Raw genomic sequence first — 15174 nt, forward strand, 5'->3', positions numbered from 1 at the left:
ATGATGCTGCGTCGGCTGACCAGGCCGAGGCAGCACTCACTCCATATCTGAAACAGTCACTCAGACCAGCAGGTCCGCCAGCACGTCGGCGAGGGCGGCCGAACCGAGTTCGGCGTCCTCGTCGGTGCACGCCTCCTCGGGCGAGTGCGAGACCCCGGTCGGGTTGCGGGTGAAGAGCATCGCCGTCGGAACCGTCCCGGCGAGGACGCCGGCGTCGTGCCCCGCTCCGGTCACCAGGTTCGGGGCGCCGCCAAGCACCCCCGTGATCCGGCGGGCCAGGGCGGGGTCGAAGTCCACGGTGCCGCCGAAGGACTCCTCGCGGACCTCGACGGAACAGCCCTCCCCCGCGGCGAGCTCCTGCGCGCGCCGCGTGATCTCGGCGACCACGGCCGCCGTCACCCCGTCCTCCGGGTGACGCACGTCCAGCCACAGGTCGACGCGGGAGGCGATGACGTTCGTCCCGCCGGGGACCGGCTGCAACCGCCCGACGGTGGCCCGGGACCCGGGGTTCGCCGCGGCGACCTCGCGCACCGCGACGACCAGTCGCGCCGCCGCGAGCAGCGGGTCGCGCCGGTCCTCGAGCAGGGTCGTCCCCGCGTGGTTGCCCTGGCCGTGGACGCTGAACCGCCAGCGTCCGTGACCGATGACGGAACTCGCGACGGCGACGGGGGCGTCGAGGTCGATCAACCCGCGGCCCTGCTCGACGTGGAGTTCGACGAAGGTCCCGATGCGGGCGAGCGTCTCCTCGTCCCGACCGAAACCCCGGGGGTCGAACCCGGAGCGGGCGGCGACGTCGGCGAAGGTGTTGCCCTCCGGATCGGTGAGGGCCAGCGCCTTCTCGGCGGGGATCGCGCCGGTCAGCAGCCGGGAACCGAGGCAGGCCACCCCGAACCGGGAACCCTCCTCCTCGGGGAACACCGCCAGACCCAGCGGTCTCGCGGGGACGACACCGCGTTGGCGCAGCAGGTCGAGCGAACGCAACGCCGAGGCGACCCCCAGCGGTCCGTCGAACGCGCCACCCCCGGGGACGGAGTCGAGGTGGCTGCCGGTGACGACAGCCCCCTCCAGCGGGAGACCCGCGGGGTTCCACCACGCCCAGACGATCCCGTTGCGGTCGGTCTCGGCCTCCAGCCCGCGCGCCGCGAGTTCCGCCTCGTACCACGACACGAGATCGCGTTCGGCGGTGGAGAACACCGGGCGCGAGTACCCGCCCCGGGTGGCGTCCCGGCCGGTGTCGGCGATGGCGGCCAGCAGGTCAGAGGTCTCGGACACCCGCCGAACCTACCCGGAACCGGCCGGGAACGGTCCCGGTGCCGAGCGCGACATCCGCGGCGACCTCACCGAGCAGCGGTGCGAACTTCGCGCCGTGCCCGGAGCACGGCGACAGGACGGTCACCCCGTCCACCCCGTCGACGACGAAGTCCTCGGTGGGGGTGTTGGTGAACAGGCAGGTCGTCTCCGCGTAGGGCTCCGGGTCGAGGCCGGGGAGGAACCGGCTCACGTGCTCCACGACCCGCGCGCGGTTCGCGGGGTCGATCGCACCGGTGCGGGCGGCGGCGGAGGGCAGGACCCGGCCACCGTTGAACTCGGCCACCTTCTGCCCGCGGAACTGCGCGTCGCGGCCCCCCGGCAGGGAGTAGACGGAGGTGCCGTCCTGCTCGTGGATGGTGGTCGGCCAGGACGCACCGGGGTCGCGGTAGCGGAAGTGGAAGGCGTTCTCCTCGCGCACCTGCAGCGGCGGGAACGCGGCCAGGAACTCCGCCGGCAACGAGAGGTTCCCGAGCAGGTCCGGCAGCCATCCGCCAGCGCCGACGACGACGCGTTCCGCCGCGAGCGTGCGCCCGTCGGCGGCGTGGGCGGTGAACCCCGTCGCGGTGCGTTCGAGGTGCTGCAGCGGCCAGCCGGTGAGCACCTGCGCACCACCGGCCCGGGCGGCCGCGACCATCGCCGCCACGGTCCGCTCCGCGTCCAGGACACCGCCCGCCGGGTGCAGCAGGACGTCGCTGTCGGCGGCGATGTGCGGCCACCGTTCCCGGGCGGCGCGCCGGGGGACGAGTTCGTGCTCGACGCCCGCCGCGGCGAGGACCCGCGCCAACCCGGCCACGTCGTGGTCGGGACCGAAGTCGAGGGCCCCGCACCGGGTGATGAGCGGGGCTCCGTGCCGCCGCTCCAGCTCGGACCACAGCGGTACCGACGCCGTGAGGAGGTCGACGTAGTCCCGCTCCCGGTAGGCGAACCGGAAGATCCGCGCCGACCCGTGCGAGCTGCCCTGCGCCGAGGCCGGCACGTCGCGTTCGACCAGGGTGACCGGGAAACCCCGCTCAGTCAGTCGCCAGGCGGTGGACGCTCCCGCGAGACCGGCTCCGACCACGAGGAACTGCGACATCCGACGCCTCCAGGATCACGACGGCCCGTTCGAGGGCGGGGAGGTCCCCGCGGGCCACCTCGAAGTGTGCCTGCAGGGTGTCCAGGTCGACGACCGCCACCGCGCTCCCGCCCGCGTAGCGGCCGCCCACGACGGTGATCCCCGGGGGCATCGTCGCCATCACGTTCACCGCCAGCACCTCCCCCTCGGGGTGGGCCACGACGGGGAGCTCACCGTCGAACACCAGCACCGCGTTCCCGCCGACGTCCCCGCCGACGTCATGGGGTGCGCCGTCCAGGTCCAGCACCAGGGTGCCGCGGGCCACGGCGAACCAGCGGGTCACCCCGGGGAACGTCGAGAACGGACCGGTCGCGGTGATGGTCGCGACGCTGAGGCGCCACCGTTCGTCGCGGTGAAGTTCCCGCGTCGTCCCGCCCCCGTTGCGCCAGGGCTGGTCGGGGACGTCGTCGTGACGGACGGTGCGCACGCCCCCCAGCATGCCCGTCTCCGACCGGGTGCCGGTGGGTGGCGCCCGACCCGCGGGAGGAGGTACGGTCCGCGGACGGTGAACCCGTGCCCGGGGGCTTCGCACCCCGGACCTGTCGAGTGCACGGGTCGTTCATTGCATCGCCACACGCCGCTGACCCCGGTCAGCCTGTGCCTCTTCCAGCTCGTCCCCGTCGTCCTGCACGTGCGGGAACTCGCCGGCGGCCGGCCACGTCCCACCGTCGGCGACGACATCACCTGGTTCCTCACGCACCGCCCCGACGACCGGGTTCCCTGGCCGCCCGGGTCCACCCGCTTGCACGCCTCCTACGAACCGCGGGGTTCCACCTCCGCCACGACGGGGTTCCCCGTCCGGGTCCAGGTCGTGAACTGGGCGGTCCGGGGGCCGGCCGACGACCGGCGTCCCGTCGGCGGCACGGAGGAACTGCGCGACGTCCACCGGCCCGGGAAGCTCCTCGCCGGTCGTGACCGCCGTGACGTGCACGTGCTCGTGGACCTCGCCGTGCGGCGCGCTTCAGCGGCCGACGCGGTAGCGGACGTGGGTCGCGAGCGGTGAGTGGACGACCTCGACGGGGACCAGACCGGGATCGGTCACCCCGTCGAGGAGTCGCTCCCCCGCCCCGATCAGGATCGGGACGACGTCGAGGGCGAGTTCCTCGACCACGCCCGCGGCCAGCGCCTGCCGGACGGTGGCGGCACCGCCGGCGATGCGCACGTCGCCGGCCCCGGCCGCCTCCCGGGCGCGGGTGAAGGCGGCGTCGAAACCGTCGGTGACGAAGTGGAAGGTCGTCCCGGTCAGCTCCAGCGGGGCGCGCTCGTGGTGGGTGAGGACGAAGACCGGTGCGTGGTAGGGCGGTTCGTCGCCCCACCACCCGCGCCAGGTCTCGTCCGGCCACTCACCCCGGACCGGACCGAACATGTTGCGGCCCATGACGACTGCCCCGAGGGGGGCCAGCAGACCCGCGCGCCAGGCCGCGTCGGCCTCGTGGCCGGGCTCGCCGGAGCGGAACTGCCACCGGTGCAGCAGTTCGGTCCCGACCCCCATGGGGTGCTCGAGGCTCTGGTCCGGACCGGCGGTGAAGCCGTCGAGGGACACGGTCTGGTGGCAGACGACACGACTCATGCGGGTGGGACCTCCGTCGAGGGTGGCGCTCGGGATCGGTCAGGACTCAGCGGTCGGCGGGACGGTCGTCCGCCACCTGGCGGACGGCGCCCGCCGCCTCGCACGCTCGGCGGGCCGGCCCCGGGTGCAGTCTGGGGACGACCGGTCGGGCCGTCGACCGGAACACACCGTCGAGAGGTCAACGATGACCACCACCACCACGGGCTCCGTCACCCCCTTCGACCCCGAGGCGGCGGCCGCGCTGGCCGCCCTCGGGGGTTCCCCGCCCATCACCCCCGACCTCATCCCGGTCGTGCGCCAGGGCCTGCCCGGTCAGCTGCCCCCCAGCGACGAGGAACTCGCCCGTGACGGCGCCTTCACCGTCGAGGAACGCAGCGTCCCCGGACCCGACGGCGCCCCCGACGTCAGCCTGCTGATCTGCCGTCCCACGACGACCGTGACGGGAGCGGTCTACTGGATCCACGGTGGCGGGATGGTCCTCGGCGACAACCGCGGCGGCATCGCCGAGGCCCTGGACTGGGCCCAGGAGTTCGGCCTGGTCGTCGTGTCGGTGGAGTACCGCCTCGCACCCGAGACCCCGTACCCCGGACCGGTCGAGGACTGCTACGCCGGGCTGGTCTGGACCGCGGAGCACGCGGGCGAACTGGGTTTCGACCCGGCGCGCATCGTCGTCGCGGGGGCCAGCGCCGGCGGCGGGCTGGCCGCCGCGGTCGCCCTGCTGGCCCGTGACCGCCGCGGTCCCGGACTGCTGGGCCAACTGCTGATCTACCCGATGCTGGACGACCGCAACGACTCCCCGTCCGCGGTGCAGATGGCCGACACCGGGACCTGGGGCCGCACGGCCAACGACACCGGCTGGACCGCGTTGCTGGGCACGGCCCGCGGTGGCCCCGACGTCTCGCCCTACGCCGCGCCGGCCCGGGCGCAGGACCTGACGGGGTTGCCGCCGACGTTCGTCGACGTGGCCTCGGCGGAGAACTTCCGCGACGAGGACGTCGCCTACGCGAGCCGCATCTGGCAGGCCGGCGGGCGGGCGGAACTGCACGTCTGGCCCGGCGGGTTCCACGGTTTCGACGTGTTCGCCCCGCAGGCGGCGATCTCCCAGGCGGCCCGGGCCGTACGACGAGCGTGGCTGTCCCGCCTCGTCCAGGCCTGAACCGCTTCCCGTCGGGCCCCCACGAGCGCAGGATGGGCTCGTGAGGGACCTGACGGTGCGACTCTCGGCGCTCGACCCCGACGCGGGGGCCGCGCTGCGCGTCGTGTCCTACTTCGACGAACTCGCCGCGGGGCACGCGGGTCTGCACGCGATCGTCCGCGGGGCGACGTCGCTCACCGGCAGTCCCGCCGGGTTCCTCGACGCGCGCCGGCACCTGCGGTTGCGGGTGAACTCAGCGGGCGAGGACGAGCCCGGCGAGGACGACGTTTCGGACGGGTCGTCGGGACCGGACCCGGCGTGGTTGAGCGTGGCCGTCGACGACGGGGCGGTCCTGTGGCTGGAACGGCCGGGTCCGCCCCGCGTCGTGGACGCGGTCGTGCTGGAACGCGCCTGCGCCCTGGCCCGCAGCGTCCTGGAACGCACCCGACCGCTCGCGGCGTCGGCACCGGGACGTCAGGACGCGGACCTCCTGGAGGTCGTGCTCGACCCGCGGACGCCGCGCGACGACCGTCGTCGGGCGGCGCGGAGCCTCGGCCTCGCACCGGGGCCCCCTGCCGCGCCGTCGCGGTGGTCGACGGCACCGCCCTGGTCCTCACCGGTCCGGTGGAACCCCTGCTCGGGTCGCGGCGGGCCGGGGTGGGACCGGTCGTGACGGTGGACGAGCTCCCGGGTTCCTGGGTCGCCGCCCGTCGCGCGCTGCGCCTCACCGCTGAGGGCACCGCGACCGACCCGGGGCCACGGATCGTCCACGCGGAGGCGGTGCAGGGGTTGCTGCTGCTGGCCGCGGCCGTGCCGGCCGGTGCGCCCCCGGTTCCCGACGTCGGGGCCGTGGAACGCGCCGCCGTCCTCGCGCCCTGGATGCTGCGCACGCTGGACGTCCTGGCCACGACGTCCAGCCGGCGCGCGGCCGCGACGGAACTCGCGGTCCACCACTCGACGGTGCAGGCCCGGGTGCTCACCGCCCAGCGCGCGCTGGGCTGGGAACTGCAGGACGTGGCCGGGTTGCAGCGCCTGCAGCTGGCGCTCGTCCTGCGCCGGCTGCACCGCACCCCCTGACCGGGCTCAGTCCTCCGGCAGCGCCTCGGCCAGCAGTTCCGCGAGGTGCTTGGGCTTGATCCCCGTGAGGTTGTCCGACTGGGTCCGGCAGGAGTACCCGTCGGCCACGACGACCGCGTCCCCGCGCTCGCGCAGCGCAGGCAGGAACGCGTGCTCGGCGACCTTCACCGACACGTCGTAGTGGCCCTTCTCGGCCCCGAAGTTCCCGGCCAGTCCGCAGCAGCCGTTCAGGACCTTCGCCTCGACCCCGGCCTTGGCCAGCAGGCGTTCGTCGGGCGAGAAACCCATGACCGCGTGCTGGTGGCAGTGCGGCTGGACGACGGCCTTCTGATCCACCCGCGGCGGGATCCAGTCCGGACGCCGTTCCGCGATGAGTTCCGCCAGCGTCTTCACCCGACGTTCCAGCGCGTGGGCGCGGGGGTCGTCGGGCAGCAGTTCCGCGGCGTCCTCGCGCAGCAGCGCGGTGCACGACGGTTCCAGCCCGACCACGGGGACCTCGGAGTTCCCCAGCGCGTCCAGCGAGGAACGCAACTGACGCTTCGCCCCGTCGAGCTGTCCCGTCGACACCCAGGTGAGACCGCAGCAGACCTGCTGCTCGGTGAGCCGCACCTGGAAACCGAGGTGTTCGAGGAGCTTCACGGCGGCCCGGCCGACCTCGGGCGAGAAGTTCTCCGTGAAGGAGTCCACCCACAGCAGGACGGGTTCGCCCGCACGTTCGGGGCGCTCGCGGAACCACGCCCGGAACGTCTCCTCCGCGAACGCCGGCAGCGGCCGGTGCTGGTCCACCCCACCCAGCGCCCGCGCCGTCCACGCCAGCGCCGGCACCGAGGTCAACGCGTTCACGACCTTCGGCGCGTAGGAGGCGAGCTTCGACCAGCGCGGCAACCAGCCCAGGAGGTAGTGGTTCATCGGCCGCAACCGGCCCGCGTAGAACTTGTCGAGGAACTCCGCCTTGTAGGTCGGCATGTCGACCCCGGCGGGGCAGTCCGCGCTGCACCCCTTGCAGGACAGGCAGAGGTCGAGGACGTCCTTGACCTCCTGCGAGCGCCAGCCGTCGGTGACGAGGGTGCCGTTGGCCATCTCCTGCAACAACCGGGCCCGCCCGCGGGTGGAGTCCTTCTCGTCACCGGTCGCCAGGTAGCTCGGGCACATGACGCCTCCGGAGTCGGCGCGGCACTTGCCGACCCCGACGCAGCGGTGGACGGCGCGGGTGAGGTCGCCCTGGTCCTGGGAGTAGGCGAACTTCAACCCCGAACGGCCAGGCATGCCCAGCGCGTGCGCCGGCCGGGCCGACGGGACGCGGAGGTCGGCGGCGACGTCGGCGGGCCGGACGATGATCCCCGGGTTCAGCAGGTCGTCGGGGTCGAAGGCGTGCTTGACCTCCTCGAACGCGGAGATCGCCTCGGCGTCGTACATCAACGGCAGCAACCCACCGCGGGCCCGGCCGTCACCGTGCTCTCCCGAGAGGGAACCGCCGTGCTTCGCCACCAACCGGGCGGCGTCCTCGAGGAACGCCTTCGCCACGGCGCCGCCGCCGTTCTCGTAGAGCGGGAAGTCGATGCGGACGTGGATGCAGCCGTCCCCGAAGTGCCCGTAGGCCAGCCCGTCGACGCCGTGGGTCGTCATCAGCGCGTCGAACTCGCGCAGGTACTCACCCAGCCGTGCGGGCGGGACGGCGGCGTCCTCCCAGCCCGGCCACGCCGGCAACCCCTCGGGGGAACGCCCGGCCAGGCCGGCGCCGTCCTCGCGGATGCGCCACAACTTCCGCGCGGCCGCGGCGGTCGGGATCACGACGGAGTCCAGCGCCTGGGAGTCGCGCACCATCGCCTCCGCCGCGGCGAGCGACTCCTCCGGGGTCTCCCCGCCCATCTCGACGAACAGCCAGCCGTCGCCGCCGGGGAGGCCGTCGACCGAACCCCCGCGGCGCACGACGATGTCGGCGAGGCGACGGTCGATGCCCTCGACGGCGAGCGGGGCGTGTTCCAGCAGGGCGGGGGTCGCGTCGGCGGCCTCGTGCATCGAGGGGTAGCCGAGGACCACGAACGTCGCCGACGGGGACTGGCGCACGAGGCGGACCCGGGCGCGCAGGATCGTCACCAGCGTCCCCTCCGACCCGGTCAGCAGCCGGGCGAGGGCGGTCCCGGTGGGGCCGCCGGTCTCGGGCAGCAGGTGTTCCAGGGCGTAGCCGGACACCTGACGGCCGAACGTGGCGAACGACGTCCGGATCGTCCCGAGGTGGCGGGAGGCCACGGCCTGCAGTTCGGCGAGGAGGTCCGCGGGCGGGGCGTCGGTCCAGTAGCGGCGGCCGTGACCGTCGAGGACCTCGAGGGCGACGACGTTGTGCGAGGTCCGGCCGTAGGCCAGCGCGTGCGACCCGCAGGCGTCGTTGCCGATCATCCCGCCGACGGTGCAGCGGGCGTGGGTCGAGGGGTCCGGCCCGAACCGCAGGCCGAGGGGCGCGGCCTGGCGCTGCAGGTCGTCGAGGATGACGCCGGGCTCGATGAGCGCGGTCATGGTCTCGGGGTCGATCTCGAGGACGCGGTGGAGGTGACGGGAGAAGTCGAGGACGACGCCTTCCCCGATCGCGTTCCCCGCGACCGAGGTCCCGGCGCCGCGGGAGGTGAACGGGACCCCGAGACGGCGGCAGACCGCCCAGACGGCTTCGACGTCCTCGACCGTGCGCGGGAAGACGACGACCTGCGGGACGACGCGGTAGTTCGACGCGTCGGTCGTGTACTCCGCGCGGCGCCGGCTCGAGGCGTCCACGACACCGGACCCGGCGGTGGTGCCGAGGGCGGCGTTCAGGCTGGTCAGCAGGTCCGCACCGGCGGCGGCCTCGGCGCGGGTCTCGTCGATCAGGGTCACGTGCCCAGTGTGCCGCCGCACGGGCCGTGCTCCGCACCCAGCCACCCCCACCCGATCCGTGATCTCGCCGGGTCCCCTCGCGGGATCACGGGTGGGGGGTGAGGAGGGCGAGGTGGCGGGGGCTGACGTCGATCGTCAGCCGCTGCCCGCGGGTCAGGAGCAGCCGGTCCGCCTCGAGGCCGTCGCCGAAGACGACGAGCTCGTCGGAGAGCACGTCGAGGGTCAGGGGCTCGGCCCCGACCGACCCGGCGACGAGGTCGGCACCGGTGGTGCGCGAGGGCCACGCCTCGCGCACGAACCAGGCCAGGGCCGGGTCGGTGGGCCCGGGCAGGGCGGCTCCCCCACGGGCGCGGGCGAGGGAGGCGAGCCAGCCGGTGGCGCCCGTCCCGGTCCCGCAGACGACCCCGCTGGAGGCCTGTTCCTCGCGCCGGTCCCCGCAGCCCAGCACGTAGCGGGCGGTCTGGTGGCTGTGGTGACCGACGAAGATCTCGTTGAGGGCGTGCAGCTCCTGACCGTCGTCGGTGACCGCACGGACCATCGTCCGCTGCTCGCAGACGGGGCGGGACACGCTGCGGTGCAGCAGGTCTCGGGCGTGCGCGGCGGGGTGGCGGACCAGGACACCGGCGTTGCGACCGGGGTCGGGGTCGATGCCCACGACGACCTGGCCGTCGAGGTACTTGGCGACGTTGGCCACCAGCCCGTCCTGCCCCACGACCACGACGACGTCCTCGGGGGCGAAGAGGAACCGGGAGAGGTCGGCGCGCTCGACCGTTCCCGTGCGCCAGTCCAGGGGGACGGCGGCGGCCACCGCGGCCAGGGCGGCGCGCTGTCGTTCGTCGCCCGCCTCGAGGTCGTCGAGCGTGCGCCCGCGGGTCCGGAGGAAGAACTCCGCGGCCCCGCGGGTCCCGTGCCGGGCGATCGCGTCGGCGAAGGGGGTGCGGCGGTGGACCAGGACCGCGCGCGGCGCGAGGCTCACCGGGTACCGGCCAGCTGGGCGAGGGCCCCGGTGATGACGTCCGGGGTGAGGACGAGGGTCCCGATCTCGGGCAGCTGACCGGCGAACTCCCGCAGCGCGAGAGCGAGCAGGACCTCCGGTGGCGTACCGGCGACGGCGGCCATCCGGGCGGCCTCGGCGCCGGCGTCGGCCTCGCCCTGCAACCGGGTCGCCGCGGCGTGCGCCTGCGCCAGCCGCTCCTCGCGCTCGGCCTCGGCGGTGGCCTGGACGGTGTCCGCGGCGGCGGCCTCCTCGACGGTCCGGCGCTGGTTGGCCCCGCGCTGGGCGACGAGCTGTTCCTCGCGCCGGGCGAGCTCGATCTCGTTCTGCAGCTCGTTCTCGCTGATGGCCCGTTCCCGTTCGACGGCGAGCGCCCGGCGCTGGGAGGTGGCGTGGTCGGCCTCGGTCTGCAACGCCTCCCGGGTCGGGGTGCCCAGCGCCTTCTCGACGTCGGGATCGGGGCGGACGGCGACGACGCGGGCGTCGACGAGGGCGAGGCCCGTCCGGGCGAGCCGGCTGTCGGCGGTGAGGCCCGCGGTGATGCGCTCCCGGGTCAGCGTCACCCCTCTGACCAGCACCTCGCGCAGCGGCAGCCGGGCGAGGACGTCGAGGACGTGCTGCTGGGCGGTCTCGGTCAGCAGCCCGGCCAGTTGCTGCAGCGGGGCGTTCCGCCACCGGCCGGTCACGGGGTCGAGGGAGAAGTCGACGCGGGTCGCGGCGAGCTCGGGGTCCTCGACGCGGAAGGTGACGGTGGCCTGGACGGTGACGTCGACGAAGTCGGCGGTGCGGGCGTGCAGGACCAGCGGGAGTTCGCGGTCGTCGACGGGCACCTCCGACAGCGCCGCGGAGAGCGGGCGGAACCAGAACGCCTGGCCGGTGCCGGAGTGCACGAGCTTCCCGCCGCGGTGGTGCACGACGTGGGTGGTCGGGGTGCTGCGCAGGTGCCGGGCGAAGGGGTAGCGGGTGATGTCGGCCATGTCGTCCTCCTCGGACAGTTGTTGTCGTCGACTTGACGATAAGGCCGCACCTCCCCTAATCGTCAAGTCGACGACAAGCCGGTACGCTGACCGGGTGACCTACCCCGCCGTCGCCGTCACCGTGGACCTCGTCGTGCTCACCGTCCGGCCCGAGGGGCTGTCCGTCCTGCTCGTCGAACGCGGCGAGGAGCCGTTCCTCGGCGACTGGGCGCTGCCCGGCGGTTTCGTCCGCCCGGACGAGGACCTGCTCGGCGCCGCCGAACGGGAACTCGCCGAGGAGACCGGACTCCCCCGCGGTTCGGTGCACCTGGAACAGCTCGCCAGCTACGGCGCCCCCGACCGCGATCCCCGCCAGCGCGTCGTGACGGTCTGCTACCTCGCCCTCGCCCCCGACCTGCCCACCCCGCACGCGGGCACCGACGCCGCCGACGCGCGGTGGGTACCCGTGGGCGAGGCCCGGGACCTCGCCTTCGACCACGACCGCCTGCTCGCCGACGCCGTGGAGCGCGCCCGGGCGAAACTGGAGTACTCACCGCTCGCGACGGCCTTCTGCGCCGAGGAGTTCACCGTCGCCGAACTCCGCCGGGTCTACGAGCAGGTCTGGGGACACCCCCTGGACGCCCGGAACTTCCACCGCAAGGTCACCGGCGCCGACGGGTTCCTCGAACCGGTCGGCTCGAGCACGACCCGCGACGGCGGCCGCCCCGCGCAGCTCTTCCGGCGCGGGAGCGCCACCAGCGTGCACCCGCCCCTGCTGCGCACCTGACAGCGACGGGGAACCCGACTAGGGTCGAACATCGTGTCCGCCTACCCCGCCCTCGTCGCGGCGGGGTTCCGGCGGTTCTCCACCTACCGGGCCGCCACCGCGGCCGGCGCTCTGACCAACTCGGTGTTCGGCGCCATCAAGGCCGCCGTCCTCGTCGGCACGGTCTCCGGGGCCGGGAGTGCGGTCGCCGGCTACGACGTCGAGCAGGCCGCCACCTTCGCCTGGGTGACGCAGGCCCTCCTCGCCCCGGTCAGCGTGTTCGCCGACGGCGAGGTCGCGCAGCGCGTGCGGACCGGGGACATCGCCGTCGACCTGGCCCGTCCGGTCGACCCGCAACTCGCGGCCTGGGCCACCGACCTCGGCCGCGCGGCGTACATGTTCCTGCCCCGCGGCGTCCCACCGCTGGTGCTGGGGATCGCGCTCACCGGACTCGCACTGCCGAGCGATCCGCGCAGCTACCTCCTGGGTGTCGTCAGCCTCGTCCTCGGCGTCTCGGTCTCCTTCTCGGCCCGCTGGCTGGTCAACCTCACGGCGTTCTGGCTCACCGAGATCCGCGGGATCCTCATGCTCTACACCGTCCTCGCGACGATCCTCACCGGGCTCGCCATCCCGGTCCGCTGGTTCCCGGCGTGGCTCGCGACCCTCGCCCACGCCACCCCGTTCCCGTCGATGCTGCAGTCGCCGATCGACGTCTTCACCGGCACCGCAACGGGAACCGCCGCGCTCCGGCTCGTCGCGGTCCAGGTCGGCTGGCTGGTCGGGCTCCTGCTCGCCGGTCGGGTCCTGCTGGCGATGGGGTCCCGGCGACTGGTGGTGCAGGGTGGCTGAGGGCTCGACGGTCGCCGCCTACCGGGCCGTCCTGGGCAGCCGGGTGCGGGCCCAGCTGAGCTACCGGACGTCCTTCGTCGCCGACCTGCTCTCCAACCTGGGCATCGGGATCAGCGAGTTCGCCACGATCTACGTCGTCTTCTCGCGGACGAACACCCTGGGCGGGCTGGACGTGTGGCAGGCGTCGCTGGTGTTCGCGCTGGCGAACGTGGCCTTTGCGGCCGCGGACCTCCTCGCCGGTCACCTCGACAACCTGCCCACCCACCTCCGCAGCGGAACCCTCGACGCGTTCCTGCTGCGTCCGCTCCCGGTCCTCGCCCAACTGGCGACCTCCGACGTCTCGTTGCGCCGGATCGGCCGGGTGCTGGTCGGCGTCGTGGTGCTGTGCGTCGCCTGGCCGCACACCGGCATCGCGCTCGACCTGCGCGCCGTGGCCCTGCTCGCCACCGCGGTCGTCGGCGGGACGGCGATCTTCTCGGCGTTGTTCGTCATCGCGGGCGCCTGCCAGTTCTGGTTGCTGGACGGGAAGGAAGCGGTGAACTCCCTGACCTACGGCGGTTCCAACGCGGCGCAGTACCCCGCCTCGCTCTACGGGACACCGCTGCGGTGGTTGTTCTGCTACGTCGTCCCGGCCGCGTTCGTCGCCTACCTCCCCGTCCTGGCCCTGCTGAGGAGCGACGGGCCCGCCGGGCTGCCCGCCGGGCTCGGGTGGTTCTCGCCGGTCGCGGCCGCGGCGCTCTGGAGCGTCGCGCTGCTGCTGTGGCGCCAGGGGATCCGGCACTACACGGGGAGCGGATCGTGAATCCAGCGCTGCAGGTCACCGACCTCGTCCGCGAGTACGTCGTCCGCGAGAAGGTCGAAGGGAGGTTCCGTCGGCAGCGTCGCGTCGTCCGCGCCGTCGACGGGTTGTCCCTGCGGGTGGACCCCGGGGAGTCGGTGGGGTTCATCGGCGCCAACGGCGCCGGGAAGTCGACGACCATCAAACTCCTCACCGGCATCCTCGTCCCCTCCGCCGGCAGCGTGCGGACGTGCGGGCTGGACCCGGTGGCCCGTCGTCGCGACCTGGCCCGCCGCATCGGGGTGGTGTTCGGGCAACGCAGCCAGCTCTGGTGGGACCTGCCGCTGAGCGAGTCCTTCCGCCTCCTCGCCGCGATCCACCACCTCCCCGCGGGGGTCTGGCGGCCACGGCTGCGCGACCTCGACGACCGGCTGGGGCTGGGCGAGTTCCTCACCACCCCCGTGCGGCAGCTGTCCCTGGGCCAGCGGATGCGCGGGGAGGTCGCGGCCGCGCTGCTGCACTCCCCCGAGCTGTTGCTGCTCGACGAGCCGACGATCGGCCTCGACGTGCTGTCCAGCGAACGGCTGCGCCAGTTCCTGCGGGCCGAACGTGCCGAACGCGGGACGACGCTGCTGCTGACGACGCACGACATGGGTGACGTGCAGCGTCTCTGCGACCGGGTGCTCGTCGTCGACCGCGGTCGCGCCGCCTACGACGGCGACCTGCCCGGGTTGGTGCGCCGCGTCGGCGCCCGGCGCGTCCTCGTCGTGGACCTCACCGCACCCACCGGGCCGATCCACGTCGAAGGAGCCCAGCTCCTCGGCGTCGAGGCGGGGGGTCTGCGCCAGCGGTTCGCCTTCTCGGCGGAGGAGACGACCGCCGCCGCGGTGCTGGCGGGAGTCTCCACCCACGCCGAGGTGCGGGACCTGTCGGTGGAGGAACCCGACATCGCCGACGTGCTGCGCCAGCTCTACGCGAGCCCGGGAACCCCTCAGGCCGGGGTGCCACCGGAGAGCGCCAGGAGCTGACGGAGGACCCGGTCGTCGATCCCGAGTTCGGGTGCGGCCTCCCCGACGTCCGGGGCGAGGGAACGCACCTCGGTGTGCAGTTCCTCCATCCGGCGGTCCATCTGCTCGGCGACCGCCGCGGCCTCGGTGAGGCTCGCGGCCAGGTGACCGGGGACCTCGCCGTCGTACTTGTAGTAGATCTTGTGCTCCAGGCTGGCCCAGAAGTCCATGGCGATCGTCCGGATCTGGACCTCCACCGTCACCGGGACGGGGCCGTCGGAGAGGAACACCGGGATCTCGACGATGGCGTGCAGGCTCTTGTAGCCGTTGGGTTTCGGGTGCGCGATGTAGTCCTTGACGGCCAGGACGCGGATGTCCGCCTGCCCCGTGAGGATCTCGAGCATCCGGTACGTGTCGGCGATGAAGCTGCAGGTGATGCGGACACCCGCGATGTCGGTGATGTGTTCGCGGATGGTGTCGAACGACGGGTCCAACCCGCGGCGCACGACCTTCTCGAGGATGCTCGTCGGGGACTTCACCCGGGACGTCACGTGCTCGATGGGGTTGTAGCGGTGCAGGTGGGTGAACTCCTCGCGCAGGATCGAGACCTTCGTCAGCACCTCGTCGACGGCGAAGCGGTAGGCCATCATGAACCGGACGAAGTCCTCACGGACGCGACGGAACGCCTCGAGATCGGCTGCACCGTAGGAGTTCTCTCCCGTCTCCACGGACGCCACGCCCATCGCGCACCT

Annotated in this window: 16 protein-coding genes; 8 read left to right on the forward strand and 8 right to left on the reverse strand. The window is 73.7% G+C overall.

What is annotated here, in order from left to right:
• Positions 1-60: 60 nt before the first annotated feature.
• From ACFQ46_RS23680 to ACFQ46_RS23690, 3 genes are read right to left on the reverse strand one after another with little or no spacing between them, the layout of a single operon-like run.
• Positions 61-1272, reverse strand: a complete 1212-nt coding sequence (locus ACFQ46_RS23680) for an allantoate amidohydrolase (protein ID WP_380262730.1) — start codon at positions 1270-1272, stop codon at positions 61-63.
• A complete protein-coding gene (locus ACFQ46_RS23685) occupies positions 1256-2386 on the reverse strand; it encodes an FAD-dependent oxidoreductase (RefSeq protein WP_380262732.1) in 1131 nt (376 codons plus the stop codon). Before ACFQ46_RS23685 ends, ACFQ46_RS23680 begins: the two co-directional genes overlap by 17 nt.
• Entirely contained in the window at positions 2322-2852 is a 531-nt protein-coding gene (locus ACFQ46_RS23690; RefSeq protein ID WP_380262734.1) for a HutD family protein, read from the reverse strand. The genes ACFQ46_RS23685 and ACFQ46_RS23690 overlap by 65 nt, the downstream gene beginning before the upstream one ends.
• A 135-nt stretch (positions 2853-2987) precedes the next feature.
• Between ACFQ46_RS23690 and ACFQ46_RS23695 the strand changes: the two genes are divergently transcribed.
• Positions 2988-3428 carry a hypothetical protein gene (locus ACFQ46_RS23695; protein WP_380262735.1) on the forward strand — a complete coding sequence of 147 codons (441 nt, stop codon included), beginning with the start codon at positions 2988-2990 and terminating at the stop codon, positions 3426-3428.
• Here ACFQ46_RS23695 and ACFQ46_RS23700 read toward each other — a convergent pair.
• Complete coding sequence (locus ACFQ46_RS23700) at positions 3387-3995, reverse strand: dihydrofolate reductase family protein (protein ID WP_380262737.1); 609 nt, start codon at positions 3993-3995, stop codon at positions 3387-3389. The two genes, ACFQ46_RS23695 and ACFQ46_RS23700, sit on opposite strands and share 42 nt — an antisense overlap.
• A 184-nt stretch (positions 3996-4179) precedes the next feature.
• On the opposite strand from ACFQ46_RS23700, the gene ACFQ46_RS23705 reads away from it, so the two are divergent.
• Genes ACFQ46_RS23705 through ACFQ46_RS23715 form a run of 3 tightly spaced genes read left to right on the forward strand, consistent with a single transcriptional unit; the run spans position 4180 to position 6207 of the window.
• Complete coding sequence (locus ACFQ46_RS23705; RefSeq protein ID WP_380262739.1) at positions 4180-5151, forward strand: alpha/beta hydrolase; 972 nt, start codon at positions 4180-4182, stop codon at positions 5149-5151.
• Positions 5152-5191: 40 nt separating this feature from the next.
• Positions 5192-5803, forward strand: coding sequence for a hypothetical protein (locus tag ACFQ46_RS23710; protein ID WP_380262740.1), 612 nt, complete (start codon positions 5192-5194; stop codon positions 5801-5803).
• Positions 5800-6207, forward strand: a complete 408-nt coding sequence (locus tag ACFQ46_RS23715; protein ID WP_380262741.1) for a helix-turn-helix domain-containing protein — start codon at positions 5800-5802, stop codon at positions 6205-6207. Before ACFQ46_RS23710 ends, ACFQ46_RS23715 begins: the two co-directional genes overlap by 4 nt.
• A gap of 6 nt (positions 6208-6213) precedes the next feature.
• Here the strand turns inward: ACFQ46_RS23715 and ACFQ46_RS23720 are convergent, their stop codons facing one another.
• The 3 genes from ACFQ46_RS23720 to ACFQ46_RS23730 form a co-directional block, all read right to left on the reverse strand.
• On the reverse strand, positions 6214-9072 hold the full coding sequence (locus tag ACFQ46_RS23720; protein ID WP_380262742.1) for an FAD-binding and (Fe-S)-binding domain-containing protein: 2859 nt from the start codon (positions 9070-9072) through the stop codon (positions 6214-6216).
• A gap of 85 nt (positions 9073-9157) precedes the next feature.
• Positions 9158-10048: a hypothetical protein gene (locus ACFQ46_RS23725; protein ID WP_380262744.1), complete on the reverse strand. Its 891-nt coding sequence runs from the start codon at positions 10046-10048 to the stop codon at positions 9158-9160.
• Positions 10045-11043 carry an SPFH domain-containing protein gene (locus ACFQ46_RS23730; protein WP_380262746.1) on the reverse strand — a complete coding sequence of 333 codons (999 nt, stop codon included), beginning with the start codon at positions 11041-11043 and terminating at the stop codon, positions 10045-10047. Before ACFQ46_RS23730 ends, ACFQ46_RS23725 begins: the two co-directional genes overlap by 4 nt.
• 94 nt (positions 11044-11137) lie before the next feature.
• Here ACFQ46_RS23730 and ACFQ46_RS23735 point away from each other — a divergent pair, with 94 nt between their 5' ends.
• From ACFQ46_RS23735 to ACFQ46_RS23750, 4 genes are read left to right on the forward strand one after another with little or no spacing between them, the layout of a single operon-like run.
• A complete protein-coding gene (locus ACFQ46_RS23735) occupies positions 11138-11809 on the forward strand; it encodes an NUDIX domain-containing protein (RefSeq protein ID WP_380262748.1) in 672 nt (223 codons plus the stop codon).
• 33 nt (positions 11810-11842) lie between these two features.
• On the forward strand, positions 11843-12637 hold the full coding sequence (locus ACFQ46_RS23740) for an ABC transporter permease (RefSeq protein ID WP_380262750.1): 795 nt from the start codon (positions 11843-11845) through the stop codon (positions 12635-12637).
• A complete protein-coding gene (locus tag ACFQ46_RS23745) occupies positions 12630-13439 on the forward strand; it encodes an ABC transporter permease (RefSeq protein ID WP_380262752.1) in 810 nt (269 codons plus the stop codon). Before ACFQ46_RS23740 ends, ACFQ46_RS23745 begins: the two co-directional genes overlap by 8 nt.
• Positions 13436-14443, forward strand: coding sequence for an ATP-binding cassette domain-containing protein (locus ACFQ46_RS23750; protein WP_380262754.1), 1008 nt, complete (start codon positions 13436-13438; stop codon positions 14441-14443). Before ACFQ46_RS23745 ends, ACFQ46_RS23750 begins: the two co-directional genes overlap by 4 nt.
• Here the strand turns inward: ACFQ46_RS23750 and ACFQ46_RS23755 are convergent.
• A complete protein-coding gene (locus ACFQ46_RS23755; protein WP_380262756.1) occupies positions 14407-15165 on the reverse strand; it encodes a GTP pyrophosphokinase family protein in 759 nt (252 codons plus the stop codon). The two genes, ACFQ46_RS23750 and ACFQ46_RS23755, sit on opposite strands and share 37 nt — an antisense overlap.
• Positions 15166-15174: the final 9 nt, after the last annotated feature.

Origin of the sequence: Kineococcus sp. GCM10028916 (genome assembly GCF_042674865.1) — a bacterium.
Lineage (GTDB): Bacteria > Actinomycetota > Actinomycetes > Actinomycetales > Kineococcaceae > Kineococcus.